General features: G+C 66.1%; 12 protein-coding genes. 2 read left to right on the top strand and 10 right to left on the bottom strand.

Annotation, left to right across the window (positions count from 1 at the left end; genetic code table 11):
- Positions 1–11: 11 nt before the first annotated feature.
- From prpC to pilG, 10 genes are all read right to left on the bottom strand, one after another.
- Entirely contained in the window at positions 12–1,166 is a 1,155-nt protein-coding gene (gene prpC, locus Mschef_RS12730; protein WP_081130024.1) for a bifunctional 2-methylcitrate synthase/citrate synthase, read from the bottom strand.
- A gap of 106 nt (positions 1,167–1,272) precedes the next feature.
- On the bottom strand, positions 1,273–2,169 hold the full coding sequence (prpB, locus tag Mschef_RS12735; protein ID WP_081128957.1) for a methylisocitrate lyase: 897 nt from the start codon (positions 2,167–2,169) through the stop codon (positions 1,273–1,275).
- Positions 2,170–2,252: 83 nt separating this feature from the next.
- Complete coding sequence (locus Mschef_RS12740; protein WP_081128960.1) at positions 2,253–2,723, bottom strand: chemotaxis protein CheW; 471 nt, start codon at positions 2,721–2,723, stop codon at positions 2,253–2,255.
- Between the two features lie 4 nt (positions 2,724–2,727).
- A complete protein-coding gene (locus tag Mschef_RS12745) occupies positions 2,728–4,932 on the bottom strand; it encodes a chemotaxis protein CheB (protein WP_168708917.1) in 2,205 nt (734 codons plus the stop codon).
- Positions 4,916–11,026 carry a hybrid sensor histidine kinase/response regulator gene (locus Mschef_RS12750; RefSeq protein WP_081128966.1) on the bottom strand — a complete coding sequence of 2,037 codons (6,111 nt, stop codon included), beginning with the start codon at positions 11,024–11,026 and terminating at the stop codon, positions 4,916–4,918. The genes Mschef_RS12745 and Mschef_RS12750 overlap by 17 nt, the downstream gene beginning before the upstream one ends.
- A gap of 59 nt (positions 11,027–11,085) precedes the next feature.
- Positions 11,086–11,952, bottom strand: coding sequence for a CheR family methyltransferase (locus Mschef_RS12755; RefSeq protein ID WP_081128969.1), 867 nt, complete (start codon positions 11,950–11,952; stop codon positions 11,086–11,088).
- An 18-nt stretch (positions 11,953–11,970) separates the two neighbouring features.
- Positions 11,971–14,001 carry a methyl-accepting chemotaxis protein gene (locus tag Mschef_RS12760; RefSeq protein WP_081128972.1) on the bottom strand — a complete coding sequence of 677 codons (2,031 nt, stop codon included), beginning with the start codon at positions 13,999–14,001 and terminating at the stop codon, positions 11,971–11,973.
- Between the two features lie 34 nt (positions 14,002–14,035).
- Complete coding sequence (locus Mschef_RS12765) at positions 14,036–14,563, bottom strand: chemotaxis protein CheW (RefSeq protein WP_242426521.1); 528 nt, start codon at positions 14,561–14,563, stop codon at positions 14,036–14,038.
- Between the two features lie 22 nt (positions 14,564–14,585).
- The gene (locus tag Mschef_RS12770) at positions 14,586–14,957 is read right to left on the bottom strand and encodes a response regulator transcription factor (protein WP_081128978.1); all 372 of its coding nucleotides are present in this window, start codon (positions 14,955–14,957) and stop codon (positions 14,586–14,588) included.
- A 12-nt stretch (positions 14,958–14,969) separates the two neighbouring features.
- The gene (pilG, locus tag Mschef_RS12775; protein ID WP_081128981.1) at positions 14,970–15,326 is read right to left on the bottom strand and encodes a twitching motility response regulator PilG; all 357 of its coding nucleotides are present in this window, start codon (positions 15,324–15,326) and stop codon (positions 14,970–14,972) included.
- A 281-nt stretch (positions 15,327–15,607) separates the two neighbouring features.
- Here pilG and gshB point away from each other — a divergent pair, with 281 nt between their 5' ends.
- Both gshB and Mschef_RS12785 read left to right on the top strand, forming a co-directional pair.
- Complete coding sequence (gene gshB, locus Mschef_RS12780; protein ID WP_081128984.1) at positions 15,608–16,567, top strand: glutathione synthase; 960 nt, start codon at positions 15,608–15,610, stop codon at positions 16,565–16,567.
- Complete coding sequence (locus Mschef_RS12785) at positions 16,564–17,442, top strand: energy transducer TonB (protein ID WP_242426522.1); 879 nt, start codon at positions 16,564–16,566, stop codon at positions 17,440–17,442. Before gshB ends, Mschef_RS12785 begins: the two co-directional genes overlap by 4 nt.
- Positions 17,443–17,500 lie beyond the last annotated feature (58 nt).

Here is a 17,500-nt window from a genome sequence, read left to right on the forward strand (position 1 = left end):
AACGTGGGCTCTCAGCGCTTTTCGATCGGCACGAAAGCCCGATCCTCGGGGCCGATGTAGTTGGCGCTGGGGCGGATGATCTTGCCGTCCTCGCGCTGCTCGATGACATGCGCGCTCCAGCCCGAAGTGCGCGCGATCACGAACAACGGCGTGAACATGGGTGTCGGCACGCCCAGCATGTGGTAAGTGCTGGCCGAGTACCAGTCAAGATTGGGAAACATCTTCTTGGCGCTCCACATGACCTGTTCGATGCGCTCGGACACCTCGAACAAGCGCGGATTGCCGCCCTCGGCACAGAGCTTGCGGCTGATCTCCTTGATGATGGGATTGCGCGGGTCGCCGATGGTATAGACCGGATGTCCGAATCCGATGACGATCTCCTTGCGCTCGATGCGCATGCGGATATCGGCCTCGGCTTCGTCGGCGCTGCGATAGCGCGCGATGATCTCCATCGCCACCTCGTTGGCACCGCCATGCTTGGGACCGCGCAGCGCGCCGATGGCGCCGGTGATGGCCGAATAGATATCCGCGCCGGTTCCGGCGATGACGCGTGCGGCGAAGGTGCTGGCGTTGAACTCGTGCTCGGCGTACAGCGTCAGTGAATGGTCCAATGCCTGCGCATGCGACTCGCTGGGCGCCTTGCCATGCAGCAGGTGCAAAAAATGACTGGCGATGCCGTCGTCGTCGGTCTCGGTTTCGATGCGCTTGCCGCTGTGGCTGTAATGAAACCAGTACAGCAGCATCGAACCGAAACTGGCCATCAGGCGATCGGCGATGTCGCGTGCGCCGACCACGCCATGCCCCTCCTGCTCGGGCAGCGCGGTGCCCAGCACCGAGCAGCCGCTGCGCATCACATCCATCGGGTGCGTCGCCGCCGGCAGTTGTTCCAGCGCCACGCGCACCGGCAGCGGCAAGCCGCGCAGGCGCTTGAGCCTGGCGCGGTAGGCATTCAGTTCGCTCCAGCCAGGCAGCGCGCCATGCACCAGCAGGTGCGCCACTTCCTCGAAACTGGCGCGGGTCGCCAAGTCGTGGATGTCATAGCCGCGGTAGTGCAGATCGTTGCCGCTGCGGCCGACGGTGCAGACTGCGGTATTGCCGGCGGTCACGCCGGATAGCGCGACCGATTTCTTGGCCTTGGGCAGAACCTGTTGCGGGGTGTCACTCATCGCTTGCTCTCCTTGGGGGCTCGCCGCTGCGCGAAGCAAGGCAAGCATGGGGATTCGGCGCGCCATGGATCCGCGCAATTCGGCGCCGCGTGCATGCCGCGCGAGGCTAATCGCCGGATCGACGCGGCGCGCCAAACAATGCATCGAGCTTGTCCTCGTAGGCGTGGTAGCCGAGAACTTCGTAGAGCTCTTCGCGTGTCTGCATGGCGGGCACGACGGCACGCTGCGTACCATCGCGGCGCAGGGTTTCATAGAAATTCAGCGCCGCTTTGTTCATGGCGCGGTAGGCGCCGCAGCAATACAACGCGATATCGACATGCGCACCGCGCAATTCAGCGACGGAGAAATACGGCGTCGCGCCGAATTCGGTGAGGTTTGCCAAGATCGGCACCCTGACCGCGGCCTTGAAACAGCGATAGTCGTCCAGCGTGCGCATCGCCTCGGGAAAGATCATGTCGGCACCGGCTTCCGTATAGGCGCAGGCGCGTTCGATGGCCGCGTCGACGCCTTCGACTGCGGCGGCATCGGTGCGCGCCATGATCACGAAATCGGCATCACTGCGCGCGTCGACAGCGGCCTTGACGCGATCGACCATCTCCGCCGTGCTGACGACCTCCTTGCCGGGACGGTGGCCGCAGCGCTTCTGCCCGATCTGATCCTCGATGTGCACCGCGGCCACGCCGATACGCTCGAAGCTGCGGATCGCGCGCGCGATGTTGAACGCACCACCCCAGCCGGTGTCGATATCCACCAGCAGCGGCATCTGCGTGGCCTCGACGATGCGTCGCGCGTCAGTCAGCACGTCCTCCATCGTGCTGATGGCGAGGTCGGGCAGGCCGAGCGAATTGGCCGCCACGCCGCCGCCGGAAAGATACAGCGCCCGGTAACCGGCACGTTTGGCCAGCAGACCGGCATAGGCGGTGATCGCGCCGACCACCTGCAACGGGCTTTCGGCAGACAGTGCGGCGCGAAAGCACGCGCCGGAAGATGCGTGGGGGCTCATGATCGCTCCGCATGGAAAGCGCCATTGTAAACCCCGGCTCCCATGCTGGACTTCGCGCGGCATGCGCTGATGCGTGTCGTGCCTCAGGCGGCGATATTCAACACCGTCAACAGCCGCGCTTCGATTGCCTGCAGATCTGGGATATGCGCGGGCTCGTCGCGCACCAGCACTTCGCTGCGGACGCCGAAGTGGTTACCGCCGCTATCGCCCGCCGGCATCAGCACATCAGGCGTCAGCGTGACCAGGCGCGGAAACCCCTGCGTGAGCAGGGCCAGGTACGGCATGCGCGGATGCGCGCCAAGCGCCTTCAGCACCGCCACGCGCGCATGCAGGGAGCCCTCCGTCTCGACCTGGCCGATGAGCACCGCATAGGCAACCAGCGGCAGGCGCCAGCCGCGCCATGGAATGCGCCCCAGCAGCCACGCCGGCGCATCGCCCACTGCCTCGGGAGTGGTCAGCGTGATCACTTCGGCGACGCTGGCATTGGGCAGCAACACGCGCCCGCCGCTCACCGGAATCATCACGCCACGAATTTCCGAACTGGTCAAAGCCATGCATTCACCCTGCCGCAAAATCCGCATTGAGCCGCGCCGCAAGCTCCTGAGGCGTACCCGAAAACGTCGCCAGACCAGCCGCCGCCGCCGCATCGACCATGGCGCTGACCACGCAGGTTTCGCGGGTTTGCGTCCATACCGCGCCACCGCGCTCAACCACCCTGCGCATGCCCTGCAACGCATCGCTGGCCATGCCCGAGAACACCAGTGCCAACACACGCTCGTCAAAAACGTCGGCGATGCGCGTGAAGGTATCGTCGATCGATGGTGTATAGCGCTCGTCGCCACCGGGCAGCAGATGCACGCCGCCATCCGGATCCAGCGCGATACGCGCGCGCGGTGGCACCAGCAACACGTCGCCGGCACCTGCATTCAAGCCATTTCTGGCGGTATGCACGGGATGCGGCAGGGCGCGTTCGAATTGCGTGGCATAGCCGGCGAAGAAAGCTTCATCCAGATGCTGCACGACGACCAGCAGCAGTGGCAATCCCGGCGCCAGCACGCCCAGGAATTCCCGCACGGCATCCGGCCCGCCAATCGAGGCTCCAATCACGACCACGCGACGGAACCCGCGCGCTGGCTCGCGCCGTGCGGCACCATTCGCGTTCGTGGTGGCAGGCGCGGCGTCCTCGATCGGCAGCAGTTCGATCCCGTCCAGAGCCGCGAAATCCGGCGCTGGAATCGATGCATCCGTCCCGGCAGCAGGTTGCGCAGCAGGCGTCGCCGCGACATCGAAATCGAGCAAGCCCCAGTCTGGCGCGGAGACATCAACGGCGGGCGCCGCTGGAGCGTCCGGCACACCGTGCTCGAACATCTCGTCGAGCATGAGTTCAAGATCGGGACTGGTATCGCCAACGCTGACCGGGACGGCGATGGCCTCGGGCAACCCGCCAGCGCTGCTGGCGTCGGCGTTGAGTGCCGGATCCGCGCCGGCACGCGCGCTTTCCGGCGGCGGCGTCCATGTTTCAGGATCGAAGTCGGCCGATTCAGCCAACGGCGTGGATTCTTCGGATTCGGCAAGCATCGACAGCAGCGGGTCATGACGACCGTCATCGCCGGACAAGTCGGCGGCGGGCGGCACTGCCGATTGAACGTCCACCCCATCCGTGGCGGGCGGCGGAATCTCGGCCAGCAATGCGTCGAGATCGGCCGTCGAGAATTCGCCCGGACTCTCGGTGGCGGCCGGCGGCGCCAAGGCCTCGTGCTGGGGTACGCGCTCGAATGCGACCGATTCGTCCAGCGCCATCTCGATCGGGTCAGTCGCGTTCACGGCGGTGTCCACGGGCGTGGCCGACGCTGCCGGCTGAGTCTCCGCCACAGGCAGGTCAGCCAGCAGCGCATCCAGATCGAAATCCAGCGCATCGAACTCCGGCATGTCGACCACAACGGGCGCAATCGGTACGGCGTCCGCGCTTGTCTCGAACGACGTGGGCGCTACGGAAGCCTGGTTTTCATCCGCCGCATCAGGATCCGAATGCGCCTGCGCAGCGGGCTCGAAATCCGCTGGCGACTGCACACCCATGGATGCCTGCGCCGATTCCAGGTCGCCAGCGGAGAACGAGGCCAGCAACGCGTCGAGATCATCGTGCGAGGGGTCGAGGCGATCCTGCGCACTGTCTGCAACGGCAGCAGAGCGCGACGTGGCATCCGGCATCGGCGCCACATCAGGTGCGCTGACTTCGTCGAGCAATGCCTCGATCTCGCGACTGAGCGCCGCGTTCATGGCGGGCTCGGGGCGCGAGGGTGCCTGCGTCGGCGCATCCACGTGCGCATCCGCAACGACCGGACCGGAACCCGCCCCTGACAACGCCGCAAGCGCTGCGGCAACAGGCACCCCGGCAGCGTCGGCTGGGCGCGGTGGATCGATATCGGTGCCGAGAATCTTGGCCGCAAGGTGCCGCGCCCAGCGGGCGGCATCCCAGCCTGCCAGGCTGCGCGTGGCCTCCGCATCATTCAGCACCAGCCGTTGGTGGACCGGGTCCAGCGCCTCGACGACGCGCTGCAGCGCGGCCTCCTCGTTCGGATCGAGATTCAGTACCACCACTTCGGCAGCGTGCTCGATGAGCGCCTGCGGCTGGAATTCGCTGACACGGGCCTCGAGCACGATACGCGCGCCGCGATCGCGCAACGCCTCGCGCAAGCGGGAACCCATGTCGAGATCCTCGAACAACAGCGCGATCGCGGGCCCGGAATCAGGCGTGCTGGCCACTGAGCACCTCCTGCACATTGCGCAGCAGATCGGCCTCTTGATATGGCTTGCCAAGGTAACGCTCGACGCCGATCTCGAGTGCGCGCTGACGATGCTTCTCGCCGCTGCGCGAGGTGATCATGATGATCGGCACGCGCTTGAGACGCGGGTCGTTCTTCATGTGCGTGGCCAGCTCGTAGCCATCCATGCGCGGCATCTCGATGTCGAGCAGCATGACATCCGGGGTGCGTTCCTGCAGGCGTTCGAGGGCGTCGATGCCATCTTTCGCGGTGATCACGTCCATCTCCACGCGCTCCAGCACGCGCGAAGTGACTTTGCGCATGGTGATCGAATCGTCCACCACCATCACCAGCGGCCGCGCGCGCGGCGCGGCTGCAAGCAGGCTGGTGGGCGCTGCAATCGACTGCGTCGCGTTGCCATCCTCAGCCGCCGCATGCGCGGCGGCATCGGCATGCTGACCCAGCGCGGTACCGCGCCGCACCAGTGGCGGCAGATCAAGGATGATGACCACCGAACCATCGCCCATGATGGTCGCGCCGAACAGGCCGGGCACCGAGCTGATCTGTGGACCGACCGACTTGACCACGATTTCGCGCGAGCCGACGACCTGATCGACGTGCACCGCGGCGCGCAGTTCGCCGCTGCGGATCAGCAGCAGCGGCAATTGCGGCTCGTCGCTATGGCGCGTGCCCACGCCCAGCAAGCGGCCCAGTTCGTGGATCACATAGCGCTCGCCGGCGTAGGTATACATCGGCGCGGCATCGAGCAGGCGCGCGGCGAGATCTTCGCGGGTGATGCGCGCCATGCCCTGCACCGAGGTCATCGGCACGGCAAATACCGACTCGCCCTGCTTGATCAGGATCGCCTGGGTCACCGCCAGGGTGAACGGCAGACGGATCTGGAAACGTGTGCCATGGCCATGAACCGAATCGATGGCCAGCGAGCCACCGAGCTGCTTGATCTCGCTGGCGACCACATCCATGCCGACGCCACGTCCGGCGATTTGCGTGATTTCGCCTGCCGTGGAAAAACCGCTTTCAAGAATGAAAGCGTACAGGTCGCGATCGGAAAGCTCGGCATCGGGACGCAACAAACCGCGCTCGATGGCCTTGCCGCGGATCGCATCACGATCGAGACCGCGGCCGTCGTCACTGACATCCAGCAACACCTCGGTCGCCTCGCGGCTGACGCGGATGGTGACTGTGCCTTCCTCGGGCTTGCCGGCGGCCGCACGCTCGGCGGCGGCTTCGATGCCGTGCGCGACCGCGTTGCGCAGCATGTGCTCGAATGGCGCCTTCATCCGCTCCAGCAGGGTGCGATCCATTTCGCCGTGCGCTCCTTCGACACGCAGCTGCGCGCGCCGGTTCAGGTCCTGCACGGCCTGACGCAATGTGCGACGCAACGATGGAACCAGTGCCTCGAACGGCACCATGCGCGTGCGCATCAGCCCTTCCTGCAACTCGGAGCTGACCCGCGACTGTTGCAGCAACAGGGTTTCCGATTGACGCGTGGTGTCATCCAGCAAGCCCTGCAGCGAAGCCAGATCGGACACCGACTCGGCCAGCGCGCGCGAGTATTGCTGCAGCTGCGAGAAACGGTCCAGTTCGAGCGGGTCGAAACCGCTGTCATGCGCGGCGATCTGCTGCTCGCGCTGGAAGCGCGCGATGATCTGCGCCTCGGTTTCGATTTCGAGCTTGCGCAACTGATCGCGCAAGCGCGCCACGGTCTGGTCGAGCTCGACCAGATTGAAGCGGAAGGTGGAAATCTGCTGCTCCAGACGCGAACGGTAGATCGAAACCTCGCCTGCCTGGTTGACCAGCGTATCAAGTACATCCGAGCGCACGCGCACCATTTCCTGGGTGGTGCGTACGACATCCTCGGCCTCGATCGGCGGCAGCGGCTGCAGCGGCACGCGTGCGGTTGTGTCGACGACAGCGGGCACGACCGCGGGTTCGGCCTTTGCGGCGCGCGCTGCGGACGCCACGCCGACTTCGGCAAGGCGCTCGAACAAGTTGATGGCGTTGACCGGCAATGCCACTGCATGGCCGTGCTGCACGCGCTCGACCAATTCGTGCAGACGATCAAATCCGCGCTCCAGCGAGGCGACCACGGCGGTATCGCCCAGACGACGCCCGGCGGCCACGGCATCCAGCAGGCTTTCCATGGCATGCGCAAGATCGCCTACCGGCAGAATGCCGGCCATGCGCGCGCCCCCTTTGAGGGTATGCAAGTCGCGTTGCAGGCCGATCACGGCGTCATGCGCATCGGGCTGCGCACGCCATGCGTTGAGGCGGACATCCGCCTGATCGAGGATTTCCAAGCCCTCCTGCACGAAGACTTCGAGCAGATCCGGGTCGGACTCGGCAAGGGACAGATGTCCATCGGGCTGGGCATCGTCCGGGAATATCGGGATAGGCGCCTCCGGCAGGCGTGCGCTGGCAGCGAGTTCCGGTGCCGGTTGCGGGTACGGCGGCTCCGCAGCAGGCGCCGTAGTGGGCACTTCGGCAGCGTGCACAGCCGCGTTTTGCCAACCCATCGCGGACTGCGGTGCGGATTCCGATGACTCCGCATCGCCGGGTGCGCATGGCTCCGCATCCGACACAACTTCTTGCGGCGCAGCAGCACCGGACTCGGTGTCTGGGGCTTGCAAGCCCTGCAACAGCAAACGGGTCAGCGCATCCTCGGCGAGGGCGCCCACGTCCGGCGCCGCTGACGTGGCCTCAATGGCGGGTTCGGCACCCGGTCGCGCGAGATCGGCCAGCCAGGTTTCCACGGCCTGATCGGCTGCGGCACGCACGGCTTGGGCATGCTCCGCCTGCAGACGCTCGGCCTGCAAACGCTCAACTTCCGCGCGTTCGGCTTCGATGCGCTCGGCCGCAAGTCGCATGGCCTCGGCACGCTCGATCTCGACACGCTCGATCTCGGCACGCTCGGCAGCGAGGCGTTCGGTTTCGACACGCGCAGCTTCGACACGCGCAGCTTCTGCGCGCGCGGATTCCATACGCTCGGCCTCCATGCGTTGCGCGTCAATTTCCTCGTCTTCGGGAAGATCGGTTTCCCGAGGTTCAACCCCGGCACGCTCAGCTCCATGCACGTCATCGACATGCATGCCGATGCCGTAGATCGCACCGGCGTGCTCGGGCTCGGGCAAGGCATCGCGCAGCGCGATCAGCCGCGCCGCCAGCGCGTCGGAATCGGGCACCGCGGGTTGCGTGCGGTCGTACTCGGCCATGACTTGGGCAATCAGCGCAGCGGCTTCGCCCAGTGCCTCGCGCCCGGCAGCGGACATGCGCTCAGCGCTCCCGCGCAGGCGTTTGAGGTAGGTTTCCAGCGGCGCCAGCACGTGACCGATCACCGGAATGTCGACCATGGCGATGGCACCATTGAGCGTGTGCACGGCGCGCAACAGCGGCTCGCTGACGCTGCCATCGCCGGCCGCGGCCAGCCACGCCTGCACGGTTTCGAGATGTTGCGCGGTCTCGCTGCGCAGAATCTCCAGCAGCACCGCATCGATCGGCGGCAACAGCGGCGCTGCGATCTCCATGTCAGGGTGGATTTCGGCGGACACGGCGACCGTGTCCGTCTCCAGCGCAGTGACTGGCTGCGGCTGTGCGTGGGGCAGCCAGACGCGGCGCGTGACGCGGCGCCGTTGCACACCCGCTTCTGGAGCCAGGCCGAAGTCGGCGAGTTCGGCTGCCTCGCCATTGCTGAGGCGCTCGGCGGCTTGCATGATCGCCGCCAGCGGCGCCCAGGCCTGCTCGCCCTGCAGCGAGCTTTGCACCGCCGGCAAAGCGGCAATGGCGTGTTTGACCAGCGCCTGCACCATCGGGCCGGGTGGCACGCTGCGCTCGAGTACGCGGTTGAGCAGGTTTTCCACCTTCCACGCGAACTCGCCCAGTTCCATCGCCCCGACCAGGCGCCCGGATCCCTTCAGGGTGTGGAAGGCACGGCGCATGTTGCGCAAGGTATCCATGTCCTCCGGGGTGGACAGCCACGTATCCAGAGCATTGTTGAGCGCCTGGATTTCCTCGCCGACTTCCTCGATGAATACCTCGCGGATCTCGGCATCGGCGGCCTCGCCGTCCTGGCGAAAACCAGTCAGTGGCTCGGCGCCGGAAGGAATCGACTCTTCGATCTCCTCGGTGATCTCGACCCATTCACCAGGACCTGCTTCGGGGGCAGGCAATTCGGCCTGCGGCGGCGTGGTGGGCTCGGTGCTGGCGAAGCGCAAACCGGCCAGATCCTGACTCGGCGCAGGCGCAGGCGTGGCAGTGCCGATCAGCAAGGCATCCAGACCGGTGCCGGAAACCACGCTGACCGCTTCGCTCAGGCTGGGCGCGACCTGCGGCGCGATGCCCATGCCAGTGTTTGCCGCAGGCTGGGCGCGCAAGGCCGGTGCCGGCCAGTAACCCAGCGCGCTCAGACTGCGTTGGGTGACATCGAGAATGCGCTCGCGCTGCGGACGCTGTTCGCGCACGGCTTCGAGGAAATATTCGACCGAGGCCAGCGCATCGGCGAGCAGGTCCATTTGCTCCGCCGTGGGCACGCGTTGATCAGCCACCAGTTCATTGTGCACGAAGCGACCGATGGCCTCGACCAGCTCCGGCAACCGCGGCACATCGAGCATGCGCAGCGCACCCGCGAGTTCGTCCAGCAGTTCCGGCACGGCGGCCACACGGGCGTGCACCCAGGGCGATTCAATAAAGGCCACAAGGTCATCCTTGACCCGCGCCAGATTGGTGGAAGCCTCCTTGAGCACGGCTTCAAGCAATCGCCGCGCCTCGGCCTTGGGCAGTTGCAGCTCGGCGTCATCGCCACCTTCGGCGCCCAGGCGATCGATGTGATCGTCCAGCGAGGATTCGACGTACAAAAGGGCGCCGGCGACATCAAGCAAAGTCGACTCGTCCACCGTGCGTGCGCCCGCGGCAAGTTGCGCGACGGTTTCGCGCTGCTCGTGCACCACGCGGCGCGGTACATTGAGGCCCAGCATGCCCAGCGTGTCGGCGACACGCGCCAGCGCATCAGCCTCGCCGGCAAGCTGGCGCGGATCGTGTTCGGCGTTGCGCAGGTAGAGGTCCAGCGCGTCCTTGACGCGCAGCAGGTCTTCCTTGATGGCGCGCGCCACGGTATCCAGCAGCATGCGGTTGTGGCCCGCCAGCGCGCCTTCGGCATGCGCGATTTCACTCTGCGAGGGCAGCAGGCGATCGAGCCGGTAGGTGTCGTAAATCGCGGCCAGACGTTCGCTGCCCGGACGCGCGTGCGCCACGTAGTAAAGCAGGCTGCGCGCCAGCTCCTCACAGTCGCCGCGGGCGAGCGCGGTTTCGCCTTCTTCGATCAGCGCGCGCACGTTGCGATCGACCTTGCCGATCAGCTTCTTGGCCTCGACGCTGTGCTCGTCGAGCAGACCGCGTTCGAGGCCTTCCGCCACGCCACCCGCGATCCACCACAGGCGCCGCCCGGGCAGCGAATAACACTGTGCGCAGATGCCGTCGAGCACGCCACGTATGGCGGCGAGATGACGCGCGGCATCGCCCTGATTGCGAATCCACGCCAGCAGCGGCAGCTGCAGTTGCGTGCGCAGCGCGGCCAGCGCGCGCTGCTGCGCGGCGGGCGCCGGCGCCGCGGCAAGACCCGGCACGAACGACGGCAACTCGGCATTGAGATCGGGCATGAACAGCGCGGTCTCGCCAATCTGCGCCTCGCCGCGACAACCGCGCAACTCGTTGAGCAGCGGCAGCAGCACCAGCGGCACGTCGCGGTGGCCGCCTTGCAGGCGTTCGAGATAATCAGGCAACTGCATCATGCCGCGCATCAGCACGGCATAGGCGGCTTCGCGATCGGACACCACGCCATCGAGCAGTGACTTGGCCAACTGCTCCATTTCCTCGGCGACCATGGCGGCGCCGTACAACTCGACCATGCGCAGCGTGCCCTGCACCTGGTGCAGATAAGTCGCGCAAAAGCGCATCTGGCTGGTGTCGGCCTGATCCTGCACGAAAGCTTCGAGCGAGAGCCGGGCCTGATGCAAGGTCTCGTCGAGTTCACTCTTGACCCAACCCAGGGTGGTGAAGTCGATATCTTCGTCGAGTCGCATGGTGTGCCTCTGGGATCGATGACCGGCTGCATGAACGCAGTGCTGGGCGCTATCAGCGCTCAGTCACGACGCTGATAGGCCAGCGTGCCCTGCCAGGCCACCCGCGTCAGCGCGGGATGACTCCAGCTGGTGACCTCGCCGGGCCCGATCAGCAGCAGACCCTGTGGTTCAAGGAGACCCGCCAGACCATCCAGCAACTCGCGGCGACGCTCGCGCGCGAAGTACATGAGCACGTTCTGGCAGAAAATGAGATTCAGGCGCTGCAGAGGCGCCGCGGCGGCCTGCAGCAGGTTGACGCGCGCGAAGGCCACGCGCTTGCGCAGGCTGGCGATCGGCGTGAACGCCTCCTCGCCGCGCATCTCGACGTACTTGGCGCGGTAGAGCGCCGGGACTTCCTCGATGCGGCCGCGCGGATAGATCGCCGCGCGCGCCGTGGCCACCGCCGCCGAACTCACGTCGCTGGCGGTCACGCCAAAATGCACTTTGCCGCCATGACCAAGCAGGCCGTGATGCAGGACCATGGCCAGCGACCAAGCTTCCTCGCCGCTGGCGCAGCCCACGCTCCACGCATGCAACGCGCCGATCCCGTTGCCCAGACGCTCGGGCAGCCAGCGCTCGCGGATCAGGTCGAATGAAGGCATGTGCCGGAAAAAGCGCGTTTCGTGCACGGTCAGGCGATCGACCAGGGTGGCCCACTCCACCGCGCCCGCACCCGGCGCGCTGATGTGCTCGAAATACTGCATGAAATTGCCGTAGCCCACTTCGCGCATGCGCGCACGCACCGCGCTGACCAGAAACGGCTTGCGCTGCGGCGCCACCACCACGCCGGTGCGCCGTTCGAGCAACGCCACCCACCGCGCGAACACAGCCTCGTCCATGCCGGCGAGGGCAAGCGCGGAATCATGGGGGTTGAGCGCGACGGCCATGGACTGCGATTCCCCCGCTCAGCCGGGCAGCTTGAAGTCGGCGACCGAACGGCGCAGGTCCTGCGCCATCTGCGCCAGATTGCCGATCGACTCGGCGGTCTGGCTCGCGCCCGTCGAGGTCTGCGAGGTGATCTCCTGGATCACGTTCATGGTCGAGGAGATATTGGTTGCCGCCGCAGACTGCTGGCGCGCCGCCTCGGAGATGTTCTGGATCAGATCGGCCAGATCGTTGGAGACTTTTTCGATCTCGCCCAGCGCGGCGCCGGCGTCCTCGGCGCGGCGCGCACCGGTGACGACTTCGGCCGTGGTCTGCTCCATCGAGTTGACCGCTTCGTTGGTATCCGACTGGATCGCCTGCACCAGCGCTTCGATGCGCTTGGTCGCCGTCGCCGAACGTTCGGCCAAGCGCTGCACTTCATCGGCCACCACCGCGAAACCGCGGCCGGCCTCACCCGCCGAGGCGGCCTGGATGGCGGCGTTCAGCGCCAGGATGTTGGTCTGCTCGGCGATGTCGTTGATCAGTTCCACGATCGAACCGATTTCCTGCGAAGACTCGCCCAGACGCTTGATGCGCTTGGAGGTTTCCTGGATCTGGTCGCGGATGGCATCCATGCCGGCGATGGTCTGGCGCACCACGGCGGCGCCCTTGCCGGCGATCTGTACCGAGCGCTGCGCCACCTCGGCCGATTCGGAGGAGTTTTTCGACACTTCGTCGATCGACACCGCCATCTCGTTGATGGCCGCCGAGGCCGAGGTGATCTGTTGCGCCTGATGCTCGGCCGCCTCGGCCAGATGCGTGGCGGTGGCCTGGGTTTCCTGCGCCGCGGCCGATACCTGCACGACGGTTTCGTTGATGGTGGAAACCAGGCTGCGCAGGGCTTCCACGGCGAAATTCACCGAGTCGGCGATGGCACCGGTGATGTCCTCGGTAACCGTGGCACGCACCGTGAGATCGCCCTCGGCCAGCGAACCCATTTCGTCCAGCAAACGCAGAATGGCTTCCTGGTTGCGCTGGTTCAATTCACCCGAAGCCGCGAGGCGCTGCTTCTGCGCGCGCGACTGCGCGAACACCAGCAGCAGGGCAAACAGGATCGCGCCGGCGGCGCCCAGGGCTCCGAGCCAGACGTTGGGAAACGGACGCTGCAGCGGCAGCTTGTCCAGCCGCGTGGACACGTCGCTGGCGCGCAACAGCACCGATTGCGAATCCACCGAAGCCTGATTGGCCGCTTGTTTGACCTCGACCAGGGTCGGCGCGGCGGCCAACAGCTTGTTGAGCGGATCGGATATGCCCTGCCAGCCATTGCTCACGGTTTCAAGGATGTTGTGCGCAGCGGGCTGTGGCAGTTGGCTCACGCCGACCTCGCTGTTGCCCTGGATCAGGCCGCTGAGCACTGCGCCGTACAACTGTGCGTCGCGGGCGAGGCCATCGGCGGCGGTTTGCGCGCCTTCGCCACCGGTCTGCACTTCCAGTGCGCGACGGATCATGCGGTCGCCCAGCAGCATCTGGTTGACCACGGTGTAGGTCTGGTTGGCGCTGCCGCCGCCCTGCTTGACGATGCTGGCCACCTGGTCCATGCGCGAATCGAGCACCGGCACCTCGCGGGTGAACGCGTCGGTCTGCTGCTTGGAATCAAGCACCAGCTCCTTGTTGCGCAGGATCTTGATCAGATCGCCATCCAGCTGTGCCCAGGACTTGTCCAGCGCGGCGATGGACGTGCCGACGCCGGCACTGGCATCGCCGTAGCCCGGCATGCCGGTGTCAGGATCGCCGTTCTTGAGCTTCCTGATCAGGCTGTCGAGGGTGGCGCGCGTGGCATCCAGCTCCTTGAACGAATCCAGGTTGCCGTTGGCTGATTCCAGCGCGAACTTGGCGGTGGACTGCGACAACACCTGGATCTGCGTGGTCAAGTTGGACGCGTCGCGTTCGTGCTTGCTGTTCACAGTCAGCCAAGCGAAGTCGATCACGGCAAGCGCAATCGAAAGCAGCAGCAGCACGATCCAGATCGTGTTGCTGCGCTCCTTGCCGATGACGTTACTGGTAGCGCTCATGCCTTCACCTCACCCTGAAATTGTGCCGCACGCATCACGCGGCGGCTTGCTGGAAATCGACCGCGCGGGTCAGGCGCAGCATGCTGAAGATGCCCAGGCGCTGGGCTTCGATACGCACGTTGCGCTCGACGAAACGCTGCAGGCGCGGGTCGTCCTCGCCTTCTGCGTCGGACTGCATTTCGAGGGTCAGGCTGCGCTGGCCACTGACCTCATCGACCAGCAGGCCGACACTGCCACTGTTGCCCTGACGCACCAGCAGCACGCGTGTGCGCTCGCCGGTCAGGGTGACGCTGTCGAACAGGAACAGCCCGAGATCGACCACCGGCACCAGATTGCCGCGCACATTGGCCACGCCGAGCAGCCATGGCCGGGTGCCGGGCACCGGCGTCAATACCTGCGGCAGCATGATTTCGTTGACCTCGCCGATGCTGCTGGCCAACCTGCGCGCACCGATACGAAAGGCGATGCCGCGCCACAGTCCGGGCGCCTCGATCTGCTCCGGCACACCCGCCTGGTGCACGAGGCTGAGGCGCTCGTATTCGGCCAGGATCGCGAAGGGCATTTGGACACTCATCGCGCGTGCCTCATCCAGCCTGGACCAGAAGTTTCTGGATACGCGCCAGCAGTTCCTTCTCGCCGACCGGCTTGGTCAGAAAATCCCTGGCACCCTGACGCAAACCCCAGACCCGGTCGGTTTCCATGCTCTTGGTGGTGATGATCAGCACCGGAACATTCTGCGTGACGGGATCACGGGTGAGCGTGCGCGTGGCCTGAAAACCGTTCATGCCCGGCATGATCACATCCATGATCACCAGATCCGGACGCTGGCTGCGCGCCATCTCGATGCCCAGCTCGGCACTGCTGGCGCTGGACACGCGGTGTCCGGCGCGCTCGAGCAGCGTGGTGAACACGCGCACGTCGGTGGGCGAATCGTCGACGATGAGGATGTGCGCCATGACGGGCCGGCCTCAGTGCGCGTCAACGTGGGAGCGGATCGCATCGAGCAGCTCCTCGCGGGTGAAGGGTTTGGTCAGGTACTGGTCGGAGCCGCAGATACGTCCGCGCGCCTTGTCGAACAAGCCGTCCTTGGAGGACAGCATCACCACCGGCACGTGGCGGAAATTCTGGTTGTTCTTGATCAACGCGCAGGTCTGGTAACCATCCAGGCGCGGCATCATGATGTCCACGAAGATGATGTGCGGCTGCAGATCGGAAATCTTGGCCAGCGCCTCGAATCCGTCCACCGCGGTCACCACCTCGTAGCCTTCCTTCTTCAGCAACGTTTCGGCGGTGCGGCGAATGGTCTTGGAGTCATCGATCACCATCACGCGCAACGTCGAATTGCTGGTATTGCTGGTTGCAAGCACTTGTCACCCCCGCCGCGTCAGGGTCGCTGCGGCCTGTGGAAACATGCAAGCCGCATGCCGGAGCCCAAGGCCTCGGCGCGGGGTGCACAGTTGCGGACCTAGCTCCGCTGCTATGAACTGTTTAACGCGCGTTTATGCGAAGTGTCAAGTTGAGCGTGCAAGTTCTTGTCGGCGATGATGCTTTGGTGAACTCTGCCCGCCATGTGATGACCGTCACGCACACGCCCCCCGGAGAGCCCATGAACAGCAGCCCTGCATCCCGCCTCGCCATCCTCATGGACCCGATCGCGCAGATCAAGCCGTACAAGGATTCCTCGCTGGCGATGCTGCTGGAGGCGCAGCGCCGCGGCTGGGCGCTGCACTATCTCCAGCAAGGCGACCTGGCCATGCGCACGGGCGAGCCCTGGGCGCGACTGCGGCCGCTGGTCGTGCGTGATGATACCCATGACTGGTTCAGCCTGGGTGACGCGCAGTGGCAACCTCTGACGCAGATGCGCCTGATCCTGGCGCGCAAGGATCCGCCGCTGGACAGCGAGTTCCTGTACGACACGCAGGTGCTGCAGCGCGCTGCTGACGCAGGCGTGCTGGTGATCAATCCGCCGCAGGCACTGCGCGACTGCAACGAAAAACTCTACGCGTTGCAGTTTCCGCAGTGCTGCGTCCCCACCCTGGTGGCGCGCGAACGCGTCGCGCTGCGCGCCTTCGCCGCCGAGCACGGTGAGATCGTACTGAAACCACTGGATGGCATGGGCGGGCGCGGCATTTTCCGCAGTGCCGCGCGCGATCCCAACCTCAATGTGATCCTCGAGACCCTGGTCGGCGACGACGCCCGCTTCGCCCTCGCGCAAAAGTACATTCCCGCCATCCGCGAGGGCGACAAGCGCATCCTGCTGATCGACGGCGAGCCCGTGCCGTTCGCGCTGGCGCGCATCCCGCAGGGTGATGAGTTCCGTGGCAACCTGGCCGCTGGCGGGCGCGGCGTCGGCGTGCCGCTCAGCGCGCGCGACCGCTGGATCGTCAGCCAGGTGGCCCCGGACCTGCGCCGGCGCGGGCTGCTGTTCGTGGGTCTGGACGTGATCGGCGACTGGTTGACCGAAATCAACATCACCTCGCCGACCTGCATCCGCGAGCTGGACACGCAGTACGGGCTGAACATCGCCGCGACGCTGTTCGATGCCATCGAGCGCAAGCTGGCGTGACGCGCATCCCTGCTCCGGATCAAGGCAACGAACGCATCAGCGTAACCTTGCTGTTTTCGCTGATCCTGCATGTGGTACTGATACTCGGCCTGGGCTTCAGCATGGAGCCGCCGCGTCCCAGCCTGCCGGCGCTGGACATCACCCTGCTGCATACGGCCAACGCGGAAACACCGCGGCGGGCGGATTTCCTCGCCCAGGCCAACAACGCCGGCGGCGGCAACAGCGCGCATGCGCACAAGCCCGGGGCACCGTTTTCCACGCCGCTGGCGGACAGCCGCGGACAGGCGCCGCGACATGTCGATGCGGCCGCGCCGGCGCCGGCCGTGGTCAGCGGTCCCGAGCTGGTGACCACGCGCGGCGCCGACCGTTTCAGCGTGGATTCGCGTCCGGCTGTGCGTCCGGCGCCGGCCCAACCCCTGCCGCAGGCGCCCATCCCGACCGACACGCGCGAGCAAATGGCCCAGCTCAGCGCCGAAGTGCGCGCCGAACGCGAGGCCTACGCACGGCGCCCGCACATCAAGTTCATTTCGGCCAACACGCGCGAATACGCCTTCGCCGCCTATATGGCGGCCTGGGTGGAGCGCATCGAGCGCATCGGCAATCTCAACTACCCGCAAGCCGCGCGTGCCGGACATCTGCATGGCGAGCTGATCCTCACCGTGGGCATCGGCCGCGATGGCGCAGTGCGCAATCTGGATATCATCAAATCCTCGGGCATTCCGCTGCTGGATCAGGCGGCCGAGCACATCGTGCGCATGGCGGCGCCATTCCCGCCGCTGCCGCAAAATGATGGCCGTCTCGACAAGCTGTACATCACGCGCACCTGGCAATTCCTGCCCGGCGGCCGGTTGCGTCAGCATGCGGCGGAACGCTGAACGACGCGTCGAAGCGCAAGCCTGCAGCCGGCGGCCGCCGCGCAGTTACAATGCGGGC

The sequence above is a fragment of the Metallibacterium scheffleri genome (assembly GCF_002077135.1).
Classification (GTDB): Bacteria; Pseudomonadota; Gammaproteobacteria; order Xanthomonadales; family Rhodanobacteraceae; genus Metallibacterium; species Metallibacterium scheffleri.